This window comes from Streptomyces sp. BL1, assembly GCF_057628045.1.
Window position 1 is genome coordinate 1,158,259 of the sequence record NZ_JBXYWZ010000002.1, and the last position, 25,229, is coordinate 1,183,487.

Below are 25,229 nucleotides of genomic sequence, written 5' to 3' on the forward strand. Positions count from 1 at the left end.
GTCAACACCGAGTTCGGTCACGGCTGTTCAGCTCCTTGGCGTGGTGAGGTGGGGCGCGGACGTGCGGGGGCGGGCGTCATGCGGCCTCCCCGTCCAGCAGCGCCGTGCCGACGATCAGGTCCGCTCCGCCGAATTCGGGGTCGTCCAGCTCCGTGCCGTCGTCGACGGCGAACAGCAGCTGGCTCTCGCCCTGCCGGTGTGCCGTGCCGACCGGCGGGCTGGCCGAGTGGACCGCCAGCAGCGCGACCAGATAGGGCAGTTCGGGATCGCGGCGCCGTGCGTCGGCCAGCAGACCGGAGAGCCGGCGCGGCACGTCGGCGGGCACGTCGAGGACCTCCATGGCGGACTCCAGCTGCTCCTCGCTGAAGCGGCTGTCGTCGGGGGTGGCGACCAGGTCCGGCTCGGGCATCTCCGCACCCAGGTGCTCGCGCGGCGCGGGCGGCGTGAGCAGCAGCTCGGTGAGGTCGCCGAGCCGTACGGCGCCGGGCGTGCGCAGCCCTGCGCCGCGCGCGAAGAAGGCGTCGGTGACCCGGGCCGCCTGCTCCACGGGCAGCGGCAGCAGGGGCGCCAGCAGCTGTCCGTACAGGTCGAGTCCGGCGTGTGCCGCTGCCGGTGCGAACGCCTGGCGGTCCTGCTCGGCGCGGAACAGCGGGCCGGCCTCCAGCAGCCGCGACTGGAGCTGCGTGTGCCGGCGGATGCAGTCCTTGACGATGTCGACGAGCTCGGCGGCCCGCCGCTTGTGATCGGCGCCCTCGGCCTCGTCGCGCGCCTTGCGGATGTTGGTGAGAATCGCGTTCTCGTGGCGGTACCGGTCGGCGACGTGGTCGAGCGCCTCGGTGATCATGTCGGGCACGGCGCGCAGCCAGTCGACCGCGCGCACGTTGCGCCGGGTGGCCTCCAGGGTGCGGCGCAGCGTCTCCGCGTACTGAACCGTGCGGTAGCGCGCCTGCTCGGCGGCGAGCTGCGCGTCGGCCAGCCGGCCGCGGCTGATGAGGACTTCGAGCTTCACCTCGGCGGCGATCTGCGCGCTGGTCACGTCGGTGTCGAGCGCGCCGACCAGCACATTGACCGCTTCGTCCGTGGTGCGCAGATAGACGCTGCCGCCGGGGCCCGGCACTTCCTCGATGAGCTTGAAGTCGTAGTCCCGCCGGACATAGGCGCCGTCCGTGTCGAACGTGCCGTAGACCGCGCGGAATCCACGGTCCACGCTGCCGACGTTGATGAGGTTCTCCAGCACCCAGCGGGCGACGCGCTCGTGCTCGGCGGCCTGCCGTACAGGCGCCTGGGCCGCGACGCGCGGCATCAGTCTGGTGACTATCTGCTCGTGGTCGGCGCCGGTGTCGAAGTCCATCTGGAGCGTGACGTTGTCGATGGCGGCCAGCGCGAGTTCGGCCATGGCGTACGTGCTGTACTCGCCGGCGAGGTTGGCCTTGCGCACGTCCAGGTCGTGCAGCGGCGCGGTGCAGGCGAGCGCGCGCAGCCTCCGGGCCAGGCCCTCGTCGGCTGCGGGGCCGGGGGCCGGGGACGGGCTGGTCGGCGGCACGGGTTCGGTCACGACGGACACACTAAGCCGTCACACTGACAACGGACGAAACGGCACAGTTGTGTCGGTTCTTCCGAGTACGTCAAGGTACGGCGGAATACGCCGGATTACGCCCCGGCGGCCCCGCGACCGTCCATTCTCGCAAAGCCCTCACGGCCGCCCGTACCCGCCCCCGCCCGGCGTGCGCAGGACCAGCACGTCGTCCACTCCGGCGTCCGCCGCGTCGCGGCCCTCCAGCTGCTCGACCGTCCCGTCGGCGCGCTCGATCTCGTTGGAACCGAGCGCGCCGCTCCCGCCGCCCGCCATCCCGTACGGGGCGATCCTGCGGTGGCCGGTGAGCAGCGCGAGAGTCACGGGCTCCAGGAACCGCAGGCGCCGGACCACGCCGTCCCCGCCGTGCCAGTGGCCCGGGCCGCCGCTGCCCTCGCGCACGGCGAAGTCGTCGACCCGTACGGGATAGCGGAACTCCAGCACTTCGGGGTCGGTCAGACGGGAGTTGGTCATGTGCGTCTGCACGGCGTCCGCGCCGTCGAAGCCGTCGCCAGCACCCGAACCGCTGGCGACCGTCTCGTAGTACTGCGCGCGGTCGTTGCCGAACGTCAGGTTGTTCATCGTGCCTGACCCTTCGGCCTGCACACCGAGCGCGGCGTACAGGGCGCCGGTGACGGCCTGCGAGGTCTCGACGTTCCCGGCGACGGTGGCCGCGGGGTAGGCGGGCGCGAGCATGCAGCCCTCGGGGATGCGCACGTCGAGCGGCGTCAGGCAGCCGCTGTTGAGCGGGATGTCGTCGGCGACCAGCGTGCGAAACACGTACAGCACGGCCGCCATCACCACCGAGCTGGGCGCGTTCAGGTTGTCGTCGCGCTGCGGCGAGGTGCCGGCGAAGTCGAGGACGGCGGTGCGCTGTTCACGGTCGACGGCGACGGCCACCCGGATGACCGCGCCGCTGTCCGTCTCGTAGCTGTAGGAGCCGTCGTCCAGTCCGGCGATGATGCGCCGTACGGACTCCTCCGCGTTGTCCCGCACGTGCCGCATGTAGCCCTGTACGACGTCCAGGCCGAACTGCTCGATCATGGCGTGCAGTTCGGCGATGCCCTTCTCGTTGGCGGCGATCTGGGCGCGCAGGTCGGCGAGGTTGGCGTCCGGACTGCGCGAGGGGTACTGCGCTCCGGCGAGGAGCGCGCGTGTCTCCTCCTCGCGCAATGCTCCGTCGCGCACCAGCGGCCAGTTGTCGAAGAGGACGCCCTCCTCGTGCACGGTGCGGCTGAACGCCGGCATGGAGCCGGGAGTCAGCCCGCCGATCTCCGCGTGGTGTCCGCGGGAGGCGACGAGGAACAGCAGCCGCTCTCCCCCGCGGTCGAACACGGGGGTGACGACGGTGACATCGGGCAGGTGGGTGCCGCCGTGGTACGGGTCGTTGATGGCGTACACGTCGCCGGGCCGCATGGTGCCCTCGTTGCGCCGCAGCACCTCCTTGATCGACTCCCCCATCGAGCCCAGGTGCACGGGGATGTGCGGGGCGTTCGCGATGAGGTTGCCCTCGTCGTCGAAGAGGGCGCAGGAGAAGTCCAGCCGCTCCTTGATGTTGACGGAGTGCGCGGTGTTCTCCAGGCGCACGCCCATCTGCTCGGCGATGGCCATGAAGAGGTTGTTGAAGACCTCCAGTTTGACCGGGTCGACCTCCGTGCCGACGGCGGACGTTCCGGGGCGCGGCCGCACGCGGGTGAGCAGCAGATGGCCCCGCGACCCCGCGGCGGCCCGCCAGCCGGGATCGACGACAGTCGTCGCGTCGTCCTCGGCGACGATCGCCGGCCCGTCGACCGAGTCACCGGGCTGCATCCGGTCCCGCCGGTGCAGCGGTACGCGCTGCCGCTTGCCGCCGGTGAACATGCCGACCGTGGCGACGGGTTCCAGAGCCCCCTTCCGCTCCCCCGCTGTCGCCGTGTGCGCGGTGTGCGGTCCTGCGGCCCCTGTGGCCTCGGCGACGGCGGTGGCCACCACGAGGGGCTTGTCCATCGTGAAGCCGTACCGGGCCCGGTGCAGGGACGCGAACCGGTCGGCCATGGCGTCCCGTTCGTCCAGCGGAACGGTCAGCGAGGCGTCGGTCCCGGCGTAGCGCAGCTGCACGCGTGCTGTCGTTTCGATGGCGTCGTCGGGGATGTCGTCGGAGCGCAGTTCGTCACGGGTCTGCTGTTCCAGGCGAGCACTCAGCTCCCGCACGTCCGCCAGGCAGTCGTCGTCCAGTTCGGCCTCGACGGACTGTTCGCGCAGCGCGGTGGCGTCGGCGACGCCGATGCCGTACGCGGACAGCACGCCCGCCAGCGGCGGAACGATGACAGTGTCGACGCCGAGTTCGTCCGCCACGGCGCACGCGTGCTGGCCGCCGGCGCCGCCGAAGCTGGCGAGCGCGTAGCGGGTCACGTCGTGGCCGCGCTGCACGGAGATCTTCTTGACGGCGTTCGCCATGTTGAGGACCGCGATCTCCAGGAAGCCCGCGGCGACTTGCTCGGGGGTGCGCCCGTCGGCGGTCTCCTCCGCGATCCGGGCGAACCCCTCCCGTACGCACTCCTCGTCCAGTGGCTGGTCGCCCTGCGGGCCGAACACCGAGGGGAAGTGGGCGGACTGGATGCGGCCGAGCATCACGTTGGCGTCCGTGACGGTGAGCGGGCCGCCCCGCCGGTAGCAGGCCGGTCCCGGGTCGGCGCCCGCCGAGTCCGGGCCGACGCGGTAGCGGGCGCCGTCGTAGTGCAGTACGGAACCGCCGCCCGCGGCGACAGTGTGGATGTCCATCATGGGGGCGCGCATGCGCACGCCGGCGACCTGCGTGCCGAACACGCGCTCCAACTCGCCCGCGTAGTGCGACACATCGGTCGACGTGCCGCCCATGTCGAACCCGATGACCTTGTCGTGCCCGGCCTCCGCGCACGAGCGGGCCATGCCGACGACGCCACCCGCCGGACCGGACAGCACGGCGTCCTTGCCGCGGAAGTGGCCGGCCTCGCGCAGTCCACCGTTCGACTGCATGAACATCAGCCGTACGCCGCGCAGTTCAGACGCGACCTGGTCGACGTAACGGCGCAGCACGGGGGACAGATAGGCGTCGACGACGGTGGTGTCGCCGCGCGGCACCAGCTTGATCAGCGGGCTGACCTCGTGCGAGCTGCTGACCTGCGGGAAGCCCGCTTCCCTGGCGAGGCGGGCGACTTCGCTCTCGTGCTCGGAGTACCGGTAGGCGTGCAGCAGGACGACCGCGGCACTGCGGAACCCGTCGGCGTACGCGGCGCGCAGCGCTTCGGCGGTGGCCTCCGTGTCGAGCGAGCGGACGACCGTACCGTCGGCGGCGAGCCGTTCGGGCACCTCGATGACACGGTCGTACAGCGCCTCCGGCAGCACGATGTGACGGTCGAACAGCCGCGGGCGGTTCTGGTACGCGATGCGCAGCGCGTCACGGAAGCCGGCCGTGGTGACCAGGACGGTGGGCTCGCCCTTCCGCTCCAGCAGGGCGTTGGTGGCGACGGTGGTGCCCATCTTGACGGCGTCCACACGGTCCGCGGGTACGGGCTCCCCCGGGGCCAGTCGCAGCATGCGCCGGATGCCCTCGACGGCGGCGTCGGTGTAACGGCCGGGGTCGTGCGACAGCAGCTTCTCCGTCACGAGGGAGCCGTCGGGCTGTTTGCCGACCACGTCGGTGAAAGTGCCGCCACGGTCGATCCAGAATTCCCAGCGCCCGGTCATGGGGCCATGGTGCCAGCCACGACCGGCCGCGGGGACGGCGTCGCGCCGTACGTCAGGCGACGGCCCACAGGGCGAGGGCGATCAGGAACGCCGCGGCGCCGAGCGTCGTCTCCATCACCGTCCACGTCTTCAGCGTGGTCTTCTCGTCCATCCCGAAGAACCTGCTGACCAGCCAGAAGCCCGAGTCGTTGACGTGGGAGAGCACGGTGGCGCCCGCCGCGATGGCGACGACCAGCAGGGCGATCTGATAGTCGCCCAGTTGCGCCTCGGAGACCGCGCCGGCGATCAGCCCGGAGGTCGTGGTCAGGGCCACCGTCGCGGAGCCCTGGGCGACCCGGAGCAGGGTGGCGATGACGAAGGCCTGGACGATCAGCGAGATGCCGAGGTCGGAGAGGGAACCGCTCAAGGCGGCGCCGATACCGCTGAGTTCGAGGACGCCGCCGAACATGCCGCCGGCACCCGTGATCAGGATGATGGAGCAGATCGGCCCGAGCGCGCCGTCGAGCGTGTCGCTGACCCGGGACATCGACGGCATCCGGGTGCGTCCGATGAGCAGGATCGCGAGGAGCACGGTGATCATCAGCGCCACGGGGGTGTTGCCCAGGAGGCCGAGGAATTCGGCCCAGCCCTGGCCCTTGTCGAGGACGCCGGCGGTGACGAGCGTGTCCAGCACCGTGTCGCAGGAGATCAGGACCAGCGGCACGAGCAGCAGGAGGAGCACCGTGCCGAAGGACGGGGCCCGGCTCTCGGAGGAGGGCTCCCCCTCCTCCGCCGCGCCGTTGCCGTTCGCGTCCTTCATCTCGCCGAACAGCGCCTCGGGAACGGGCACATGGATGCGGAGCCCCATGTAGCGGGCCACGGGGACGACGCCGGCCAGCCAGGCGACGACGGCGACGGGGATGCCCACCAGCATGGTTACGCCGATGTTGCCGCTCAGCGCCTCGGCGGCGGCGACAGGGCCCGGGTGCGGCGGCGCCATGGCGTGCATGGCGGCGAAGGCCCCGGCGGCGGGCAGCGCGTAGAGCAGCAGGGAGCCGCCGAAGCGGCGGGCCACCGTGAGGATGATCGGCAGGAAGACGACCAGGCCGGCGTCGAAGAAGATCGGGAACCCGAAGAGCAGTGCCGCCACCCCGAGCGCCAGTGGTGCCCGTTTCTCGCCGAACCTGCCGATCAGTGTGTCGGCCAGGACCTGCGCGCCGCCGGTGACCTCCAGCAGCCGCCCGAGCATCACACCGAAGGCGACCAGCAGTGCGACGGATCCGATGGTGTCGGCGAAGCCGAACATCAGGGCGTCGGGGATCTTGGCGAGCGGCAGGCCGACGGCGATCGCCGTGACCACGCTCACCAGCACCAGGGACACGAAGGCGTGCAGCTTCACCTTCATGATCAGGAGCAGCAGCAGGGCGACGGCGCCCGCGGCGATCAGCAGCAGCGTGGCGGTGCCGTATGCCGGCTCAATCGCCTCCATGCGAACACTCCATGGGATTCTCCGGACCTCGGGGGTGACGGGAAGCGGTGCGCGTGCTCAGGGGGCGGCAGGGGCGGGACAGGAGGTGCGGAACCGGTCGTCCGTGCCGTGCGCACACTCAAGCCGAGTTGTACGACGTATTCAAGCCCTTGCGCCCAGATAGTCATACTTATCTTGGGGGCAGGGGGTGTTCACCGGTGTCCGCCCGGCACGTCCGCCAACCGGCAGGGCGCACCGGGCTCTTGACGTACGGTCAGCCGGCAGACGGCCGGCCCGTCAGCCGGGGTCCGGGCTCAGGCGGCCGCGGACGGCGCTCTGCACGCCCTCTTCCTCCGCCGGGTCGGCGGCGAGACTGCGGAGGCGTTCGACGACGCGCTCGTCGCCCGTGGCGGCGTACTGCGCCGCCACTTCGCGCGTGCTCTCCTCGCAGTCCCACAGGCACTCGACGGCGAAGCCCGCGGGGAACGACGGGTCGGTCACGGCCAGCGCGCGGGCCGTCCGTCCGCGCAGCTGGGAGGAGGCCGTCTCACGGTAGATGTGCCGCAGCAGGGGCGCGGCGCAGGCGATGGCGAGCCGTCCCGCACCGTCGACCAGCGGCCACAGCGCCGGACTGTCCGGCCCCTCACGGCGCACCGTGCGGCGCAGCACCGACAGCACGGCGTCGGCGTCCTGCGGGCCGCCGCGGCAGGCGAGCATCTCCGCCGCCACGCCGCCCAGCCCGGCGGGCAGCGAGTCCTCGGGCGCGGTGGCCCACTGCCGGGCGCGCGCCAGCGCACGTGCCCCGCGCATGCGCGCGAAGGAGGCGAGCGCCGCGCGGGCGACGGCCTCGTCGGGCTCGGCGGCCGCGGCCTCGATCAGGCCGAGTACGTCCTCGTCCTCGCGTTCGGCGAGGTGCCGGAGCGCGGCGGCCCGTGCGCCCTCGCGCGGCCCGCAGGCCGCGGCGAGCAGTTCGTCCCGGTCGCCGGGCCCCGCCACGGCGGCGAGACAGCGGGCGGCCGCCGCGTCGAGCGGCCGGCGGGGGTGCCGGTCCCAGCCCTCCTGGGCCCAGTCGAGCACTTCGCGGACGCTCCATCCGGGCCGCGGTCCCCCGGTGTCCACCTGGCGCTGCCAGCGGTCGAACGAGCCTTGTTCGTGCACCCTGCGCAGCCGTTCCGCCTGCTCGGGGTGGGCCGGGTCCTCGGCCCACAGCCGCCACGGGCGCGGTTCGAAGGCGCCGCGCGCGGCGGCCGTCAGCCCGGCCTCGCCCTCCTCGTCGCGCGGGAAACGGGCCAGGACGGCGGGGCCGAGGGAGCGCAGCCCCTCGTCGTCGTCGCGCACGGCGAGCTCGTCGAGGGCCCACTGCCAGTTGGCCCCGCCTGCCGCGTACCGGCGCAGCAGCGGAAGGGCGCCCTCCACCCCGTACGAGGCGAGGTGGCCGAGCACCGCCAGCGCGAGCCCCGTGCGGGCCTCGGCGTGCTCGGGGGAACCGAGCTGGTCGTCGGGGTGGAAGAGGTGTTCCGCGATGTCGTCGAGTCCGGCGTCGAGCTCCATGTGGAGGCGCGCGTAATAGAGCGAACGGTGCTCGATGTGCCAGTCGCGCCGGGAATCGTGCAGCACGCAGTGCCGGAGCGCGGTGAGCGCTTCGGTGCGCGGCGCAGCCAGAGCGTGCAGCGTCCCGTCGCCGCGGCCTCGCTGGAGGAGACCGAGCAGGGTGCCGCTGGGCGCTATGTCTGAATCGACGGAATCGACGAACATAAGGTTCAGCATCCGGTGCGGGGTGTTCGACTGGCAACGGGATTTCCGCTGACCGGCAGTCTTGCCGGTACCTGCGGTTCTACTCCTGGTGGCAGCGCTGCCACGGCAGTGCGTACCGGCGCCGGAGCCTACCGGGAATCCGGCGTTCCGCCGAGCCCGGGGCCCGTGCCGCATGCCCCGGCACCAACTGGCCCATGACATATGCCTACAGCACCACCGGATCGTGTCTTGCCAAATCCCTTACGGTGCCGCGCCGCCTGTGCAAGAGTCATAAAGGCCCTCACATTTCAGCGGAGACTGTTATGCCGTCCCATCTGCACGCGGACCAGCCGGCCGCCGAGCCGCCCGAGCCCGCCATGCTGGACGCCCTGATCACACAGACGCACAGGCTGCGCGGCGGGATCGACGCCGTGCGCCGCGGCACCGGCAGCGTGTTCCACGACAGCACCGACGACGCCAAGTCGCGCTGGCAGCGCGCTCTGTGCGATCTCGCGGTGCACCATCTCGACGATCTGGACGGCCATCTCGGCCAGTTGCGCGACGGTGTGCCCGCCGAGCCCGAGGAGCCCGCCGCCGGCGGCGCGGCCGCCGCGTACGGCACGGCCGCCACGCTCCAGGGCCCCGGCTCGCTCGTCTCCCGGGTCGGCAGCGCCGAGTGGAATCTGCTGACCGACGAGGTCTCCTGGTCCGAGGCGCTCTACACGGTCTTCGGGCGCACCGCCGCCGACGGGCCGCTCTCCCTCGACGAGTTGCCCTCCTGGGTGCTCGACGAGGACCAGCCCGGTCTCGCCGCGGGCGTCACCGACTGCCTCATCGACGGCAGGCCGATCGACCAGGAATTCCGTGTGGTCCGCCCGGACGGCTCGCTGCGGACCGTGCACATGGTGGGCGAACCGCTGCTCGACGACGCCGGCGGTACGGCGTCCATGTGGGCGGTGCTGCGCGACGTCAGTGAACTGCGCCGCAGTGAACGCGCCCTGGGTGAGACCCGTGACTCGCTCAGGCGCGAACAGCACCTCGCACAGACCGAGCACCGGGTCGCGGTCGAGCTGCAGGAGGCCGTGCTGCCGCCGTGGCGCGGTTCCCTGCGGTTCCCGCAGCCGGGCGGCGGCGGAGGCCTGGACCTCGCCTCGCACTACCTGCCGTCCGCCACCAGCGCGCTGATCGGCGGCGACTGGTACGACGCGCTCGAACTGCCCGACGGCAGCACCCTGTTGTCCGCCGGCGACCTGACCGGGCACGGCGTCACCGCCACCTCGGGCATGGCGATGCTGCTCGGCGCCGTGCGCGGCATGGCCGTCGCCGGAGTGGGCCCCGGCGCCCTCATGGGCCATCTCAACCAACTGCTGGACGCGGCGGCCCAGCCCGCGCTCGGCAGCGCCCTGTGCTGCCGCTACGACCCGCGCGGCATGACCCTCACCTGGGCGCAGGCGGGCCACCCGGCCCCGCTGCTGTTCCGCGGCGGAACGGGACAGACCCTCCAGCCGCCCGAGGGCGTCCTGCTCGGCGTCACCACCGGTGCCGCCTACGAGCAGCGCAGCGAGCAGCTGCGGCCCGGCGATGTGCTCGTCCTGCACACCGACGGACTCGCCCCGCGCAGCACCCAGTTGGACCCGTCCGACGGGGACGAGGAGTCCCTGACGGGCACCGGCCGGCTGCTCGCGCTGGCGCCGCGGCTCACTGCTGCCCGCACGGCACAGGAGTGCGTGCGCGCCGTCGTCGAGGAGTTCGGCGACAGGGAGCGCGAAGACGACGCCTGCGTGCTCGTCGCCCGCATCGGCGACTGACGGACGGACAGGGACACCGGACGACAGGGACACCGGACGAACGGGCTGTGCGGAGAGGGCAGTTCAGCCAGGAGCCGCCCGCTCAGACGGGGCGGCTCTTGACCTTGCCGCTCTTTTCGCGCGGTGCCCTGGGTGCCCTCGGCAGGGCCTGCTGGATCTCCTCCCGCAGGTCCTCGATCTTCGGATAGCCCGCGTACTGGCCGGTCAGCCGGTACATCTCGCGCAACCGGTCCCAGGTGCGGTGCGAGGAGTTCTCGCCGATGCTCATCAGCGCCAACCGGGCGTACCTGTCGGCCTGTTCCGGATCGTCCGCGATGAAGCAGGCCGAGGCCATCGAGATGTAGTCGAAGATCTTCGACCGCTGACGTCCCTTGTTGCGCAGATCCAGCGCCCGGCGCGCGTGCTGCTCGGCGGCGCCCGCCGCCGCCGTCTCGTGCTCGGCGAGCGTACGGAACGCGAGTGCCTGCATGCCGTGCAGATCCGCCTCGTCGAACATCTGCATCCAACTGGGCGGCGGCACATCGCCGTTGTCCGAGGCGAACAGGTCCTCGGCCTCACCCAGGGTGCGCCGCATGGCCTGCCCGTGCCCGAGCGAGGCCTGCGCCCAGGCCTCGATGGTGTGCAGCATGGCGCGCGTACGGGGCAGTGTCGCTTCACCCGAGCCCGACTTGGCCAGCTTCATCAGGTCGAGCGCGTCGTCGGGCCGTCCCAGATGCACCATCTGGCGCGCCGCGCGGGACAGCGCCTCGCCCGCGCGCGGGCGGTCGCCGCCCTCGCGCGCCGCGTGCGCGGCGATCACGAAATACTTCTGCGCGGTGGGCTCCATGCCCACGTCGTGCGACATCCAGCCGGCGAGCACCGCGAGGTTGGCCGCCACCCCCCACAGCCGCTTCTGCAGCTGATCCGGATGGTGGTACGCGAGCATGCCGCCCACCTCGTTGAGCTGGCCGACCACCGCCTTGCGCTGCAGCCCGCCGCCGCGGGAGGCGTCCCAGGCGCGGAACACCTCGACCGAGCGCTCCAGCGCCTCGATCTCCTGGGCGCCCACCGGGGCCGCCTCGTAGCGGTCCAGGGACGCCTGATCCATGTACTGGGGGTCGTTGCTGCGGAGGACTCCGGCCGCCGGTGCGGGGTCCGCCCGGAGCCAGTCGTGCATGGCACCGCTGAGTGCCGATCCTGCGGTGAGCGCGGCGCCCGCGCCCACCAAGCCGCGTCGGTTGAGCATGAGGTCCATTCCCGTGAATTCGGTGAGGACCTCGGCAGTGCGTTCGGGCGCCCACGGCAGCTCGTCCGATCCGGACCGCTGCCGTTTCCCCGCTTGCCCTGGCTTGCTGAACCCGAGGTCCTCGATGGTCACGACACGACCGAGTCGCTCGGTGAACAGGGCGGCCAGCACCTTCGGCACCGGATCGCGCGGGGACTCCCCCACGTCGATCCAACGCCGCACGCGCGAGGTGTCGGTCGCCAGCTGCGGATGCCCCATCGCGGCCGCCTGCCGGTTCACGAGTCGCGCGAGTTCGCCCTTGGACCAGCCGGCAAGGCCGAAGAGGTCCGCCAGGCGGGTGTTGGGTCCCTTGTTCACGTCAAGCCCCCAGGTTCTCGGCTGAGTTGACACTAGCTGCCCGCGCAGCCGCCGCTCACGGCGGTGCGCATATTCGCCAGGGTTCGCCAGGGTGCGCCAGATGGTGTGCCACCCGAGCGCGGGTGTCCTGTAGGAACGCGCCTTCCCGGCCCGGTCCTCCTCCCGAGGACTTCGGACAGGCACCGTGCGGATTCCGTTCCGCCCGGCTCTTCCGAGGATGGGCCACCCGCATTCCCCAGGGTGCACAGGTTGCCCGGGGCCGGGCCGGGAGCGCGGCAATCCGTCGGCGCACGAAGGGATCCTGCTCGCCCATGTATCCAGCAACGTCCCCCGTGTCCGCGCCACCCCGGCCGCGCCGACCCCAGCCGTACGGCACCAGGGGCCCGGCCACGACCGCAGAACCGCCGTACACGGGCATCAACCACGGCGGTCAGGGTCGACCGCGGCGCGCGAACGGCCCCGGCACCCCGCCACCCAGCGGCAGACTCGATCTCTCGGGTCCCCAGGGCGCCCAACTGCGCGCAGCCATCGCGTCCGTGCACCGTGTCTGTCCGGATTTCCATCCGGTGCGGCTGCTGCGCCGGCGCGGGGGCGGCGTACTGCTGGCCGGCACGGTGGGGCGCAATCAGGTCGTCGCCAAGTGTTTACTGGACCATTCGCCCGCCTGGGCCGAGCGGTTCGCGCACGAAATAGCGGCCTACCGCACCTTCGTACGCCACCGTCCGCCCGTGCGGGTGCCACGTCTCGTCGCCGCCGATCCGGATGCCTGCACGCTCGTGATCGAGCGTCTGCCGGGCCGCCCCGCGGCCAATCGGCGCCACCCGTTCGAGGCACCGCCGCGTGCCGACCTGCGGGCCGTGATCGGGACGTTCTGCCGGGTCAACTCCTGGCAGCCACCGGCCTCTTCGTTCGAGCGGCCGATCGACTATCCGACCCGGCTGGCGCGATACCACGAGCTCGGTCTGCTGACCGACCGCGATCTGGGCGACCTGCAGAAGCTGCTGCACGGCATCGCCCATGCGGGGGGCAGTCAGGGCGCGCCGTGGCAGTTCTGCCACGGTGACGCCCTGCTGACCAACGTACTGCTCTCGCCGACGGGTCCGGCGCTGGTCGACTGGGAGCACGCCGGCTGGTATCTGCCCGGGTACGACCTGGCGACGCTGTGGTCGGTGCTCGGCGAGGCACCCATGGCGCGCCGTCACATCAGTCAGCTGGCCCAGTCCTCGGGGCCTGCTGTCCGGGACGCGTTCCTGGTCAACCTGATGCTGGTGCTCACGCGCGAGATCCGTACGTACGAGACGGCCGTGCAGCGCACCATGCGGGAGCCTGCGCAGCCGCTGACGGCCGGCATGCCTCCGGCGGGTCCGGACCGGCCCGGGGCCATGGCGATCGGTGAGGAACAACGGCTGCTGCTGCGGCGGCTGCACGACGACTGCGCCCTCGCGCGCGGCGCCGTGCGGGCCGCGGTCGGTACCCGGTGAGACGCGGCAGGGGCGGCTGACCGGGGCCCGAGGGGGAGGAAGACTGATGGCGGTCCGCATCGCGGGCCGCCATCAGCGTGTGCGCTCCCGCGCGCCGTGGTCGCCCTGCGCGCGCCAGTCATGGCGGGCGGTGTGCGGGTCGTCGCGTGCCCCTGCCAAGGGTCTCCACCTGTGACGCCGTGCAGGCCGCTGACGTGCCGCGTTGGTCTCTCGCGCCGTGCGGCGGCGGGTGATTGACGAACCGTCGGACAACCGATACCTCTGAGGTCAGCTCGTGCCCCGCGCGCCACGGCGTACGCCCGAGGCGCACTGTCCTAGGAGGTACGCCTTGCCCGGATCTCTGTCCGACCCCTGCAGACCTGCCGTCCCGCCTGTGCGTTCAGGCACCGGAGCCCGCCGCCGTACGGGGCGGGCGGCGCTCGGCACCGCGGCCGCCGCGGCACTGCTGCTGCCACTGGTCTCCGCCGTGCCGTCCGCCACCGCCGGCCAGCGTGAGGACCGCGCGCTGCAGCGGGAGTTCACCGCCGCGGCACAGCACTACAAGGTGCCGCAGAGCGTGCTGCTCGGCGTCTCCTACCTGCAGTCCCGCTGGGATGCGCACGACGGTGCGCCGAGTGTGACCGGCGGCTACGGCCCGATGCACCTCACCGACGCCCGTACCGCGCTCAAGCGCTCCGCCCGCGAGGGTCATCACGCCACGGAGGACGCGCGCGGCGACACCGCGCGGCCCGCCCGTACGGCCGGCGCCGAGAAGGTGCTCCGGGAGGCCCGCAGCGGTGAACTGCCCGCCCGGCTGCGGACACTGGCGCGCGCGGCACAGTTGACGGGTCTCTCGCCCGAGCGGCTGCGCACGTCGCCGGCTGCCAACGTGCGCGGCGGTGCGGCACTGCTGGCCGACGCGCAGAAGCGGCTGGGCCGTCCGCTGAGCTCCGACCCGGCGGACTGGTACGGGGCGGTGGCCGCCTATCCGGGCGGCGCCGGCAAGGCGGACTCGCGCGCTTTCGCGGACGACGTCTTCTCGGTGCTGCGCAAGGGCGAGCAGCAAACGACGGACAGCGGACAGTACGTCACCCTGCGGGCCCGCCCGGGACTTCGGCCCGCGAACGCTCCGTCCCGCGCACAGGACGCCGCGCCCGGCAGCCCTGTGGAGTGCCCGAAGAGCGTGTCGTGCGAGTGGGTGCCCGCACCGTACGAGAAGTACAAGAACGACCAGGGCGAGGAGGACTACGGGAACCACGACACGGCCCGGCGGCCCGCCTCGCAGAAGATCGACTACATCGTCGTGCACGACGTGGAGGGCTCGTACGAGAGCGCGCTGAAGCTGATAAAGGATCCCAAGTACGTGTCCTGGCAGTACACGCTGCGCTCCTCCGACGGGCACATCGCGCAGCACGTCCCGCTGAAGGACGTCGCCTGGCACGCGGGAAACTGGTACATCAACTCCAAGTCGGTGGGCCTGGAGCACGAGGGTTTCCTGACCGACCCGGACGCCTGGTACACGGAGGCGATGTACCGCACGTCGGCGCGGCTCGTGCGGCATCTGTCGCAGAAGTACGACATCCCGCTGGACCGGCAGCACATCATCGGCCACGACAACGTGCCGGGCACGACCCCCGCCGCCATCGCCGGCATGCACACCGACCCCGGCCCGTACTGGGACTGGCAGCACTACTTCGCGCTGCTGGGCAAGCCGTTCCATCCGGAGGGCGCACCGGGCGGCAAGCTGGTCACCGTCAACCCGCGGTACGCCACCAACCAACCGGTCTACACGGGCTGCAAGAAGGCCGGCGAGACGTGTGCACCGCACGGCTCGGGTGCGGTCCGGCTGCACACCGCGCCGGACGCCGGCTCACCGCTGGTCAAGGACATCGGGCTGCGTCCGGACGGCTCCGCCTCCACCACCGGCGTCAACGACACGGGCGCCCGTGCCTCCACCGGCCAGCAGTTCGCGGTGGCGGGACGCAAGGGTGACTGGACGGCGATCTGGTATCTGGGCGGTACGGCGTGGTTCCACAACCCGCCCTCCCGTCCGACAGCCGTCACGGCACAGGGCAGCGTGATCACGCCGAAGGCCGGCAAGCAGGAGATCCCGGTGTACGGCCGCGCCTACCCGGAGACCTCCGCCTATCCGGCGAACATCCCGGTGCAGAAACTGTCCCCGCTGCCGTACACCGTGAAGGCGGGCCAGCGGTACGCGGCCGGTCCGAAGGAGCGGGGTGAGTATCTGTACGCCACGGAGTTCGACCCCGAGGCCGAACGGTTCACAGTGGTACGCGGCGATCTGACGTACTACCAGATCCAGCTCGGGCACCGCGTGGCCTACGTGAAGGCCGACGACGTACAGCTGACCCGCGCCGGCTCGTAGCGGCACGGGGACAACGGACCCGGCAGTACGAACAGGTAAGGGCCACGCACAATGTGCGTGGCCCTTACCCGTGCCGGCCGCGGGAGCCGGCACACGGCGTCACTGCTGGAACATCTCCGGGGGCAGCGGCTTCAGCAGGGCGTACAAGTCGTTGGTGATGGGACGGTCCCAGCTGGCGATGGTCACCAGCACGCCGTCGCTCCGGTCGAACTGCACACAGGAGACACGCTCTTCGGAGCATTTGATGCGGCGCACGATCAGCAGGTTGTCCCCCTGCATCACCGGGTCGTCCTCGGTGCTCACCACCTCGACCGGCTCGTCGTTCTCCAGCGCGTTCAGCAGCTGCGCCACCTCGAACGGCACCTGGCCGTCCGCGATGTCCCGCACCGGCGATCCCTCCGGCAGATTGCCGATGATCATCGCGGGGCCGCGGCCACCGAACAGGTCGTAGCGGAGGAAGACCCCCTGGCACGTGCCGTCCGGGGCGGGCAGCAGGCCCGCACCCAGATTGCCCGGCCAGTCACTCGGGTCCATGGCCAGGACATCGAAGTCCGGTCCGGTGGGCACGGCAGCGCTTCGGCGGCGGAGGAAGGACATGCGGCCATGGTACGTGGCAGGCCGATCGTTCAGTGTCCCGGCACCACCGGCTCGCCCACCACCCTCAGACGCCGCTCCAGCAGCCGCGGAAGCCCCGCCGCGTCGGTGCCGAGCTTGCGGTACACACTGGACAGCAGCCGCCGCACCGCCACCTCCTCCAAGTCGGTCTCCCCGGCGATCCGTTCGGGGGCGGCCCCGCCGACGGCGCGTTCGGCCACGGCGCGTTCGCGGCCGGTGAGCGTGTCGGTCTCGTCGGTGTCGCGGAGCTGGAGAGGCGGCAGGCCGGCGTCGGCCAGCTCTTCGCGCGCACGGGCGGCGAGCCCCACCGCGCCGCAGTTCACCGCGCCTTCCAGCCCGCGGTAGAGCCCGTCGGCCGCCTCCTGCGCCAGACCGCGGCGGCGCAGCTCGGCGCCCAGGTCGACGAGCGCGCGGGCCAGTTCGTACGCCGACGGGGAGGCCTCCAGCGAACTGACCGCCTCCCGGAGGCGACCCAGCCGCTCGGTGCCGCGGCTCAGCATGGCGGAGGTGTGCAGCGCCTGTCCGACGGCCGAGGGCGCGCCGAACCGGCGTGCCCGGTCGAGCGCTTCGCCGGCGCAGGCCGCCGCGCGCTGCGGGTCCGTACCGCCCAGCGCCTCGGCGAGGCGCAGCTGCCAGGGGCACCAGGCGGGGTTGCGCATGCCGCGCCGGTCGAGGCGGAGACCGACCGCCGTCAGCTGCTGCTCGGCCTCCCGGGGCAGGCCGCGGGCGAGGAGCAGTTCGGCGTGGACTGTCTGGGAGTCGGGGTAGACGACGGCGTTGGGCGTGACCTGGCCGTAGCTGTAGGACTGGGCGAGTTCCTGGGCCTCGGCGGTGTTTCCGCGGGCGAGCAGGGTCTCGATGAGGATGCCGATCGCGAACCACTGGGCCGGCACTCCGCTGCCCACCCGGTCGGCGATCCGCAGCCCGCCGCGCACCAGGTCCTCGGCCTCGGCGAGGCGTCCGCGGCGGTAGCGGATGTACCCGAGGAGGGTGAAGCCGAAGGAGAGGTGGGCGCCGCGCCAGCCCTTGCGCTCGCACTCCGCGATGCCGTTGGTGAACAGCTCCTCGGCACGGCCCGGCTGGTCCGCGTACATGAAGGTGAGCGCGACCAGCACCGGCACCTCGAAGCCCCACTGCTCGTCGGTCCAGGGGAGCCCGTCGCCGAGGGCCTCCTCGGCGTACCGGAGCGCCTCGGACGCGCGCTCGCCGCGCACCATGGCGTCCCAGCCGCGCAGTCCGAGGAGGGAGCGCTCGGCGCGGCTGCGGCCGGTCAGGTGGGAGGCGATGCGGGCCAGTTTGCGGGAGCGGGCCGGGGAGTCCTCCTCGTCTGCGCGGAAGGCGTTGTAGAGGAACTGTTCGGCCTGCATGCGGATGCGGGTCTGCCGGCTGGCGGCGGCCCGGGCCTCGGCGTCCACGGTGCGGGCCGCCTCCCCGAGCCGGCCGGTGTGGGCGAGGGCCTGCGCCAGCCGGTAGCAGACCTGTTCGCGCATCGCGGGGTCGAGGGCGGGCTCCTCCAGCGCGGCGCGCAGGTGGTTGACGGTGGCGGCGGGAGAGGTGAGCAGCGCGGAGCAGCCGAGCTCGAAGAGGACGGCCGGCCGGTCCTCCAGGAGCGGGGGTTCGCGCAGGGCGCGGGTCAGACAGCGGTGCGCCGCGTCGGGCGCGCCGGACCGCATGTAGGCGCGGGCCGCGGCGCGGAGTCCTTCGACGACCTCGGGGTCGCCGTCCGGGTGGACCTCCATCAGGTGCCGGGAGGCCGTGGTCACGTCCATGCCCGCGGCGACGACGGCGCCGGCGGCCTGGCCGTGGAGTGCGGTGCGGAGGGTGGCGGGGATGGCGCGGTAGACGGCGGTGGCGACGAGGGGGTGGGTGAACTCCAGCCGTTCCTCGCCCGGCGGCCCGGAGCGCAGCAGCCGCGCTTCCCTGAGGCGGAGCACGGCGTCCACGCTCTCCCGTTCGCCGAGCGCGGCCACATACGCGGCGAGCGGCGTGGTCGCGCCGGAGCCGAGCACGGCGACCGCCCAGCACAGCCGTACGCAGGTGAGACCGAGGCGTTCCAGGCGCTCGATGATGCCGTTCCCCTTGAGGGCGGAGGCCAGTTCGCGCAGTTGCGGGACGCTGGCGCGCACCGGTTTGACGTCCTGGTCTCCGGAGCGGGCCACCAGTTCGGAGACCTCGAAGGGGTTGCCTCCGGTGACCGCCCAGATCTCCCGGCAGAAGGGTTCCTCCGCGTCCTGGCTGAGGTTCTGGCGTACGAGGCGGGCCACCGCGTGTGCGGAGAGCGCGGCGAGTTCGTGCGCGCCGGCGTCGTCCCGTTCGACGAGGCGGCGGAAGGCGGTGGCGTCCGACGGCAGATCCTCGGGGCGGTAGGCGCACAGCAGCAGCATGGGCAGGTCGGCGAGGCGTGGCGCGAAGCCGGTGAGCCAGGCCAGGGATTCGGTGTCGGCCCAGTGCGCGTCGTCGAGGATGAGGGCGACGGGTGCCCGGTTGACCGCGTAGCGGGTGACCAGCCAGTCGAGGCCGTCCCGCACGCCCTGGGGATCCGGTGTTCCGGAGCTGCCGGGGGCCACCAGGCCGACGGCGGGCGCGACGATGTCGTACCAACTGCCGAGGATGCGGCGGTGCTCTTCCTCGTCGGCGGTGGCGAGGACGGGCTGCATCAGCTGCCGGACGACGTGGAAAGCGGACTCCTGTTCCGGCTCGCCGCCGCGTGCACGGAGGACCGTGCACCCCTGGGCCGCGGACCGTATGCGGGCCTCGGCGAGGAGAGTGGTCTTGCCGGCTCCGGCCGCTCCGGCGAAGGCGAGGACCCCGCCGGAGGGGCTTCCGGAACCGCCGTCAGCAGGCCTGCACAACTGGACCAGCCGCCGGTCGACGGCGGCGAGTTCGGGCTCCCTCTCCAGCAGCATGCGGCTCATCGCCCTGCCCGGACCCCTGCTCTGCGGCATCTCGGTGCTCCTTCAGCTGGCAGATGCCGCCGACAGTACGCCTGAGCCGGGCCAGGCTCACCGACTCCGTTGACATCCGCCCGACTTGACCGGGCACGTTGCACCGGAGCGGCGCCCCGCACCCCTCTCACGCCCTCCCCAGACTCCCGTGCAACTGTTCGGAACTCTGTTCCCTGGTACTGAACGGAGCACTCCGCTTCACTCTTTTCCTATGAACGGAACAACGGCGGTACGGCGTACCGCACTTGTGGAGATCCCCTTCCGCGCGGAGGTCAACAGCGCGGTGGACACCGCACGTCGGCACACCCTCCGCTGGCTTCAGCGTTTCGGTCTGCTGCACGGCGAGCAGGCCGTCGGCGAGTACGACGCACTGCACCTGGAGCGGCTGATGGCCCGCTTCTACCCGGACGCGAGCGCGGCCGAGCTCTGTCTCGCCTGCGACGTGAACGGCTGGTTCTTCGTCTTCGACGATCAGTTCGACGGCCACGCGGGACGGCGGCCCGACGTGGTGGCCCCGCTCGTCGAGTGCCTGGTGGACATCCTGCGGGCGCACACGTCCGCGCCCGGGCAGGGAACCGGCCGGCCGGGCGCCGCGGCGCGTGACACGGCGGACCCCGAGACTCCGCTGGTCGCGGCGTTCCGCGACCTCTGGGAACGGACCACGGACGGCATGCCCGCGGCCTGGTGCCGCCGCTTCGGCGACCACTGGCGCGCCTATCTGGAGGCGCACCGTGGGGAGGCCGTCGGCAGGACGGCGCTGGACGCGCCCTCGCTGGAGCGCTTCCTGACGGTCCGGCGGCACACCATCGGGGTGCGCCCGTGCCTGGACTTCGCCGAGCGCTGCGACGGCCGTGTGCTGCCCGAGGGGCTGTACGACTCCCCTACGCTCAACACGCTGCGCGATCTGACCGTGGACGTCGTGATCTTCGTCAACGATCTGGTGTCCCTGGACAAGGAGTTGGCCGTCGGCGACGTGCACAGCAACAGCGTGCTGCTGCTGCGCTCCCGTACCTCCTGCACGCTCGAGGACGCCACTGCCCACATCAGCAGCCTCACCAACAGCCGGGTGGCGCGCTTCCGCAGGGTCGCGGCGGGGTTCGTGAGCTCGCTGGGCGGGGCGAAGGCACCTCCCGAGGTGCGGCGGGACGCCGCCGGCTGTCTGCGGACCATGCGGCATCTGATGAGCGGCAATCTCGCCTGGTCCCTGGAGACGGCACGCTACGACGCCTCCGGCGTGGCCGCCGTCAGCGACGGACGCAGCCGCCCGTGGGCCGGACTCGACCGCGTCCGGAGCCCGGCCCGGCAGGAGCACTGCACATGAGGCGCGCACGACCGCGCGCGGACTGGTCGCGTGAGAGCCGGCTCCGCACGGGCCGGCTCCGCATGGGCCGCGGCGTCAAGTGAGGTCGAACTGGCCGTCCCTGGCGCCGAGGACGAAGGCGTTCCACTCACGCGGGGTGAAGATGACAGCGGGGACATCTGGGGTTCCGCCGTTGCGCATGGCGATATAGCCCTCGACGAAAGCGATCTCGACGTCACCCCTTCCCCTGCTGCCCGACTGCCACTGGGCGCCGCTCAGGTCGAGATCGGGCCTCCCCGACGCCATTGTCATGGGGCTGATGGTGCGCTCGGCCACGTCCGTGCTCCTCCCGGTTCGTCTCCGGCGGCCAGCCTAACCACGGTGTGCCCGCCGCGGACAGGCCACGGAACGGTGCTCCTGAAGCAGTCCGGGACGGGCCCGCCCCCTGCGGCCCACCTGCCTCATCCTGTGGGCGGCTGGTCTCCGACGAGCCACATGGAGAAGAACTGCGATCCGCCGCCGTAGGCATGGCCGAGGGCTTTGCGGGCACCGTCGATCTGATGTGCTCCGGCGCGGCCGCGCACCTGGAGGGCCGCCTCGGCGAAGCGGAGCATGCCGGACGCTCCGATGGGGTTGCTGGACAGCACTCCCCCCGACGGGTTGACGGGCAGGTCGCCGCCCGGCTCGGTGACGCCGGACTCGGTGAGCTTCCAGCCCGCGCCCTCCTCTGCGAAGCCGAGGTTCTCCAGCCACATGGGCTCGTACCAGGAGAACGGCACGTACATCTCCACCGCGTCGATCTCGCGGCGCGGGTCGGTGATGCCGGCCTGCCGGTAGACGTCGGCCGCGCAGTCGCGTCCCGCGCGCGGGCTGACGGCGTCCTTGCCGGCGAAGAGCGTCGGTTCGCTGCGCATCGCACCGCCGTGCACCCAGGCGGGCGGCGCGGGTGAACGGCGTGCGCCCTCACGCCCGGTGAGCACCATCGCGCACGCGCCGTCGGAGGACGGGCAGGTCTCGGAGTAGCGGATGGGGTCCCACAGCATGGGCGCCGACTGGACCTTCTCCAGGGTGATGTCGTGCTCGTGCAGGTGCGCGTAGGGGTTGTTGAGCGCGTTGCGGCGGTCCTTGTAGGCGACGAGGGAGCCGATGCCGTCGGGTGCGCCGCTGCGCCGCATGTACGCGCGCACGTGCGGGGCGAAGAACCCGCCGGCGCCCGCGAGCAGCGGCTGCTGGAACGGTACGGGCAGCGACAGCCCCCACATCGCGTTCGATTCGGACTGTTTCTCGAAGGCGAGGGTCAGTACGGTCGCGTGGACGCGGGCGGCGATCAGGTTGGCGGCGACGAGTGCCGTGGAGCCGCCGACGGAGCCGGCGGTGTGCACGCGCAGGATGGGTTTGCCGACGGCGCCGAGCGCGTCGGCGAGGCTGAGCTCCGGCATCATGACGCCCTCGAAGAAGTCGGGGGCCTTGCCGATGACGACGGCGTCGATGTCGCTCCAGGTCAACTGGGCGTCTTCCAGGGCGCGCAGGGCCGCCTCGCGGACGAGCCCGGCGAGGGAGACGTCCCGGCGGGCCGCGGCGTGGTGGGTCTGGCCGATGCCGGTGACGGCCACGGGCTCCTTCCCGGCGCGCGCGGTCGTGGCGCTCATACGGGGTCTCCTTCCAGTACCGCGACGAGGTTCTGCTGGAGGCAGGGGCCTGAGGTCGCGTGCGCGAGGGCGCGCCGGGACTCGCCGCGGGAGATGCGGGCCGCGGCCTCGCCGAGCCGGACGAGGCCGGCGGCCATCATGGGGTTGGCGGCGAGCGCACCGCCCGAGGGGTTGACGGTGACGCTGTCGTCCAGCTTCAGCGCCTTGCGCAGGACGACCTCCTGCGAGCTGAAGGGCGCGTGCAGTTCGGCCGTGTCGCAGGGTGCGTCGAAGTGTCCGGCGCGTTCGGCGGCCAGCCGGGTCGAGGGCGACTCGGCGAGGTCCCGTACGCCGAGGCTGTGTGCCTCGATGCGGTGGTCGATGCCGCGGATCCAGGCGGGGTTCCCCGCGAGCTCGCGCGCGGTGTCACCGGCGGCCAGGACCACGGCGGCAGCACCGTCGCCGATGGGCGGCACGTCGTGCACGCGCAGCGGCTGGACGAGGTAGTCGTTCTCCAACAACCGTGCCGGCGGCGGGGATCCGCGCAGCTGGGCGTGCGGGTTGTGCTCTGCGGCGCGGCGGCTGCGTTCGGCGATGGCGGCCAGTGCGCGTTCGTCGGTCTCGCCGTTGTCGATGAGGGTGCGTGCCTGCAGTGCGGCGAGGGCGACGGAGTCGGGCCACAGGGGCGCGGTGTAGTACGGGTCGAGCTGCCGGGTGAGGACGTCGCGCACGTCGCCGGGCGACGACTTGCCGAAGGAGTAGACGAGCGCGGTGTCGGCCTCACCGGTGAGCAGTTTGACCCACGCCTCGTAGAGAGCCCAGGCCCCGTCCATTTCGACGTGCGATTCGGAGATGGGCGGCCAGGCGCCCACCCCGTCGAGGGCCATGGTGAACGAGAAGGCGCGTCCGGCCAGATAGTCGCTCGAACCGGAGCAGGTGAACCCGATGTCTCCCGCACGAAGGCCGGTTGCCCCCAGTGCTTCCTGCAGAACGGGCATCAGCATCTCGACCTCGGACAGTTCGGCCGAGGTGCGTACGTGGTCGGTCTGTGCGAAGGCGACGACGGCTACGTCGCGGGGCGCGTCCATCACAGCAGCTCCTTGTAGCTGTCGTAGTCGGCGTCAGGTTCGCCCGTCGGCCTGTAGTGGTCGGGGTAGCGCCTGCCTTCGGTCCATACGGGTTCGACGCGCAGGCCCATCCGCACCTGGTCGTACGGGATGCCGGCGACGCGTCCGTGCAGGGCGAGGCCCGCTCCGTCGAGGGCGATGTGGCCGTAGACGTAGGGCACTTCGATGTCGAGGCCCTTGGCCTTGATGTTGACGATGCAGAAGGAGGTGAGTGTGCCCTTGGGGCCGACCTCGACCTGTTCGCCCGTGGGCACGCCGCAGGTGGGGCAGGCGCCGCGGGGCGGCACGTACACCTTGCCGCACTCCGGGCAGCGCTCCCCCACGGTGCGCTGCTGTGTGAGCGATTCCAGATAGCGGGACTGTGCGCGTCCGGGACTGTACGTGTAGTCGAGCCGCGCGGGCACGGTGATGCCGGTGACCGGATCGTCGAACTCGCCGCTGTGAGCCCGCGGTTCATGCTGTGGCCCGTCGTCGCCGCCGTCCGGTGCGTACGGTTCGAAGCAGGCGATGTCGGTGATGGCGCCCGTGCGCTCGGCGGCCCAGCGGACGCGGACGCGCATGCCGGTGTGCACGGCGTCGGGTCCGGGGGCGTCCAGGACGTGCAGCAGTGCGGTGTCGGCGCCGTCCAGTCTGACCAGCACCCAGGCGAACGGGCGGTCCATCGGCTGGTGTTGCCGGGGCGAGGGGTTCCACGCCCAGGTGGTGACCGTCCCGGTCGGGGCCACCTCGACGAGGTCGCGGATCTCCTCGGCGGTGACCGGGTCGTACTCGACGGGCGGCATCAGCACCTTCCCGTCGCCTGTCCGTACGCCGAGCAGGGTGCGTTCCCGCAGTCCTGTGAGGAACGCGCTCTGCACGGGTCCGAGAGAGCGGGTGAAGGGGAACTCGACGACCAGCGGCGCGCTCAGCACCTCCGGTGGCGAAGCCGTCATGCGGGTCTCCATTCCCGGGCCTCCTGTCAGGCCCGGCGGTAGACGGGGGTGCGCTTCTCCGCGAACGCGCGGGAGCCCTCCTTGGCGTCGTCGGTGGCGAACACGGGCCAGCCGCGCTCCAGTTCGGACTTCAGCCCGTCCGCCTCCGTCATCTCGGCGGTCTCGTACACGGACGCCTTGACCGCCTCGACGGCCAGCGGCCCGCAGGCGTTGACCTGTTCGGCGATCTCCAGCGCCTTCTCCAGGGCTCCGCCGTCGGGCACCACGTGTCCGATCAGGCCGATGCGTTCGGCCTCCTGCGCGCTGTACTGGCGGCCGGTGAGCAGCATCTCCAGCGCGTGGGTGCGGGGGATCTGGCGGGGCAGCCGTACGGTCGAGCCGCCGATGGGGAACAGTCCGCGACGCACCTCGAACAGGCCGAAGGTGGCGCCCTGTCCGGCGATCCGGATGTCGGTGCCCTGGAGCATCTCGGTGCCGCCCGCGACACAGGGCCCCTCGACCGCGGCGATGAGCGGTTTGCGCGGCCGGTGGTGCCGGAGCATCGCCTTCCAGTGCAGGTCCGGGTCGGCCTTCATGCGGGCCCGGTACGTGTCGTTGTCGCCGTTCAGTCCGCCGTCGCCGGCCAGCGCCTTGAGGTCCATGCCGGCGCAGAAGGCGCCCTCCGCGCCGGTGAGGACGACGGAGCGGACGCTCTCGTCCGCGTCGGCCTCCAGCCAGCCGTCGTACAGGCCGACGAGCATGGGCAGTGAGAGCGCGTTCTTCGCCTCCGGCCTGTTCAGCGTCAGCACGAGGGTGGCTCCCCTGCGCTCCGTCAGCAGATGTTCCGTACCGCCCACAGCAGTGCCCTCCCGGTGCGTGCGTCCGCTTCCCCGCTTCAGACTGGAACAGGTTGCAGTAGCCGGGAGGGGACTTCAAGAGTTTTCTGACAGACAGTCAGATAATTCTGCCGGGCCTCTTCCCGTCTCCACTCCGCGGTGCTGTCATGAC

16 protein-coding genes are annotated in these 25,229 nt (G+C 72.1%); 4 read left to right on the forward strand and 12 right to left on the reverse strand.

Annotated features, from left to right (window positions below; genetic code table 11):
• Positions 1–76 precede the first annotated feature (76 nt).
• The 4 genes from AC3AGO_RS05335 to AC3AGO_RS05350 all read right to left on the reverse strand — a co-directional run bounded on the left by AC3AGO_RS05335 (position 77) and on the right by AC3AGO_RS05350 (position 8,480).
• Positions 77–1,555, reverse strand: coding sequence for a hypothetical protein (locus AC3AGO_RS05335; RefSeq protein ID WP_487818943.1), 1,479 nt, complete (start codon positions 1,553–1,555; stop codon positions 77–79).
• A 138-nt stretch (positions 1,556–1,693) separates the two neighbouring features.
• Complete coding sequence (locus tag AC3AGO_RS05340) at positions 1,694–5,278, reverse strand: hydantoinase B/oxoprolinase family protein (RefSeq protein WP_487818944.1); 3,585 nt, start codon at positions 5,276–5,278, stop codon at positions 1,694–1,696.
• A 52-nt stretch (positions 5,279–5,330) separates the two neighbouring features.
• Positions 5,331–6,746: a GntP family permease gene (locus tag AC3AGO_RS05345; protein ID WP_487818945.1), complete on the reverse strand. Its 1,416-nt coding sequence runs from the start codon at positions 6,744–6,746 to the stop codon at positions 5,331–5,333.
• 276 nt (positions 6,747–7,022) lie between these two features.
• Positions 7,023–8,480 (reverse strand): HEAT repeat domain-containing protein, encoded by a 1,458-nt coding sequence (locus AC3AGO_RS05350; protein WP_487818946.1) that lies wholly within the window; start codon positions 8,478–8,480, stop codon positions 7,023–7,025.
• Positions 8,481–8,782: 302 nt separating this feature from the next.
• Here AC3AGO_RS05350 and AC3AGO_RS05355 point away from each other — a divergent pair, with 302 nt between their 5' ends.
• Positions 8,783–10,267 carry a PP2C family protein-serine/threonine phosphatase gene (locus tag AC3AGO_RS05355; protein WP_487818947.1) on the forward strand — a complete coding sequence of 495 codons (1,485 nt, stop codon included), beginning with the start codon at positions 8,783–8,785 and terminating at the stop codon, positions 10,265–10,267.
• Between the two features lie 82 nt (positions 10,268–10,349).
• Here AC3AGO_RS05355 and AC3AGO_RS05360 read toward each other — a convergent pair whose 3' ends face one another.
• Complete coding sequence (locus tag AC3AGO_RS05360) at positions 10,350–11,849, reverse strand: DNA-binding protein NsdB (RefSeq protein ID WP_487818948.1); 1,500 nt, start codon at positions 11,847–11,849, stop codon at positions 10,350–10,352.
• Between the two features lie 311 nt (positions 11,850–12,160).
• Here AC3AGO_RS05360 and AC3AGO_RS05365 point away from each other — a divergent pair, with 311 nt between their 5' ends.
• Positions 12,161–13,330, forward strand: a complete 1,170-nt coding sequence (locus tag AC3AGO_RS05365) for an aminoglycoside phosphotransferase family protein (protein WP_487818949.1) — start codon at positions 12,161–12,163, stop codon at positions 13,328–13,330.
• A gap of 373 nt (positions 13,331–13,703) precedes the next feature.
• Positions 13,704–15,695 carry an N-acetylmuramoyl-L-alanine amidase gene (locus AC3AGO_RS05370; RefSeq protein ID WP_487818950.1) on the forward strand — a complete coding sequence of 664 codons (1,992 nt, stop codon included), beginning with the start codon at positions 13,704–13,706 and terminating at the stop codon, positions 15,693–15,695.
• A gap of 99 nt (positions 15,696–15,794) precedes the next feature.
• On the opposite strand, the gene AC3AGO_RS05375 is transcribed toward AC3AGO_RS05370, so the two are convergent.
• Positions 15,795–16,292 carry a hypothetical protein gene (locus tag AC3AGO_RS05375; protein ID WP_487818951.1) on the reverse strand — a complete coding sequence of 166 codons (498 nt, stop codon included), beginning with the start codon at positions 16,290–16,292 and terminating at the stop codon, positions 15,795–15,797.
• Between the two features lie 29 nt (positions 16,293–16,321).
• A complete protein-coding gene (locus tag AC3AGO_RS05380) occupies positions 16,322–19,255 on the reverse strand; it encodes an ATP-binding protein (protein WP_487818952.1) in 2,934 nt (977 codons plus the stop codon).
• Positions 19,256–19,466: 211 nt separating this feature from the next.
• Between AC3AGO_RS05380 and AC3AGO_RS05385 the strand changes: the two genes are divergently transcribed.
• The gene (locus AC3AGO_RS05385; protein ID WP_487818953.1) at positions 19,467–20,576 is read left to right on the forward strand and encodes a terpene synthase family protein; all 1,110 of its coding nucleotides are present in this window, start codon (positions 19,467–19,469) and stop codon (positions 20,574–20,576) included.
• Between the two features lie 75 nt (positions 20,577–20,651).
• On the opposite strand, the gene AC3AGO_RS05390 is transcribed toward AC3AGO_RS05385, so the two are convergent.
• The 5 genes from AC3AGO_RS05390 to AC3AGO_RS05410 all read right to left on the reverse strand — a co-directional run bounded on the left by AC3AGO_RS05390 (position 20,652) and on the right by AC3AGO_RS05410 (position 25,078).
• Positions 20,652–20,867, reverse strand: coding sequence for a DUF397 domain-containing protein (locus AC3AGO_RS05390; RefSeq protein WP_487818954.1), 216 nt, complete (start codon positions 20,865–20,867; stop codon positions 20,652–20,654).
• A 149-nt stretch (positions 20,868–21,016) separates the two neighbouring features.
• Positions 21,017–22,204, reverse strand: coding sequence for a thiolase domain-containing protein (locus AC3AGO_RS05395; protein WP_487818955.1), 1,188 nt, complete (start codon positions 22,202–22,204; stop codon positions 21,017–21,019).
• The gene (locus tag AC3AGO_RS05400; protein WP_487818956.1) at positions 22,201–23,271 is read right to left on the reverse strand and encodes a thiolase domain-containing protein; all 1,071 of its coding nucleotides are present in this window, start codon (positions 23,269–23,271) and stop codon (positions 22,201–22,203) included. Before AC3AGO_RS05400 ends, AC3AGO_RS05395 begins: the two co-directional genes overlap by 4 nt.
• The gene (locus AC3AGO_RS05405; protein ID WP_487818957.1) at positions 23,271–24,242 is read right to left on the reverse strand and encodes a Zn-ribbon domain-containing OB-fold protein; all 972 of its coding nucleotides are present in this window, start codon (positions 24,240–24,242) and stop codon (positions 23,271–23,273) included. Before AC3AGO_RS05405 ends, AC3AGO_RS05400 begins: the two co-directional genes overlap by 1 nt.
• A gap of 26 nt (positions 24,243–24,268) precedes the next feature.
• Positions 24,269–25,078, reverse strand: coding sequence for a crotonase/enoyl-CoA hydratase family protein (locus AC3AGO_RS05410; protein WP_487818958.1), 810 nt, complete (start codon positions 25,076–25,078; stop codon positions 24,269–24,271).
• Positions 25,079–25,229: the final 151 nt, after the last annotated feature.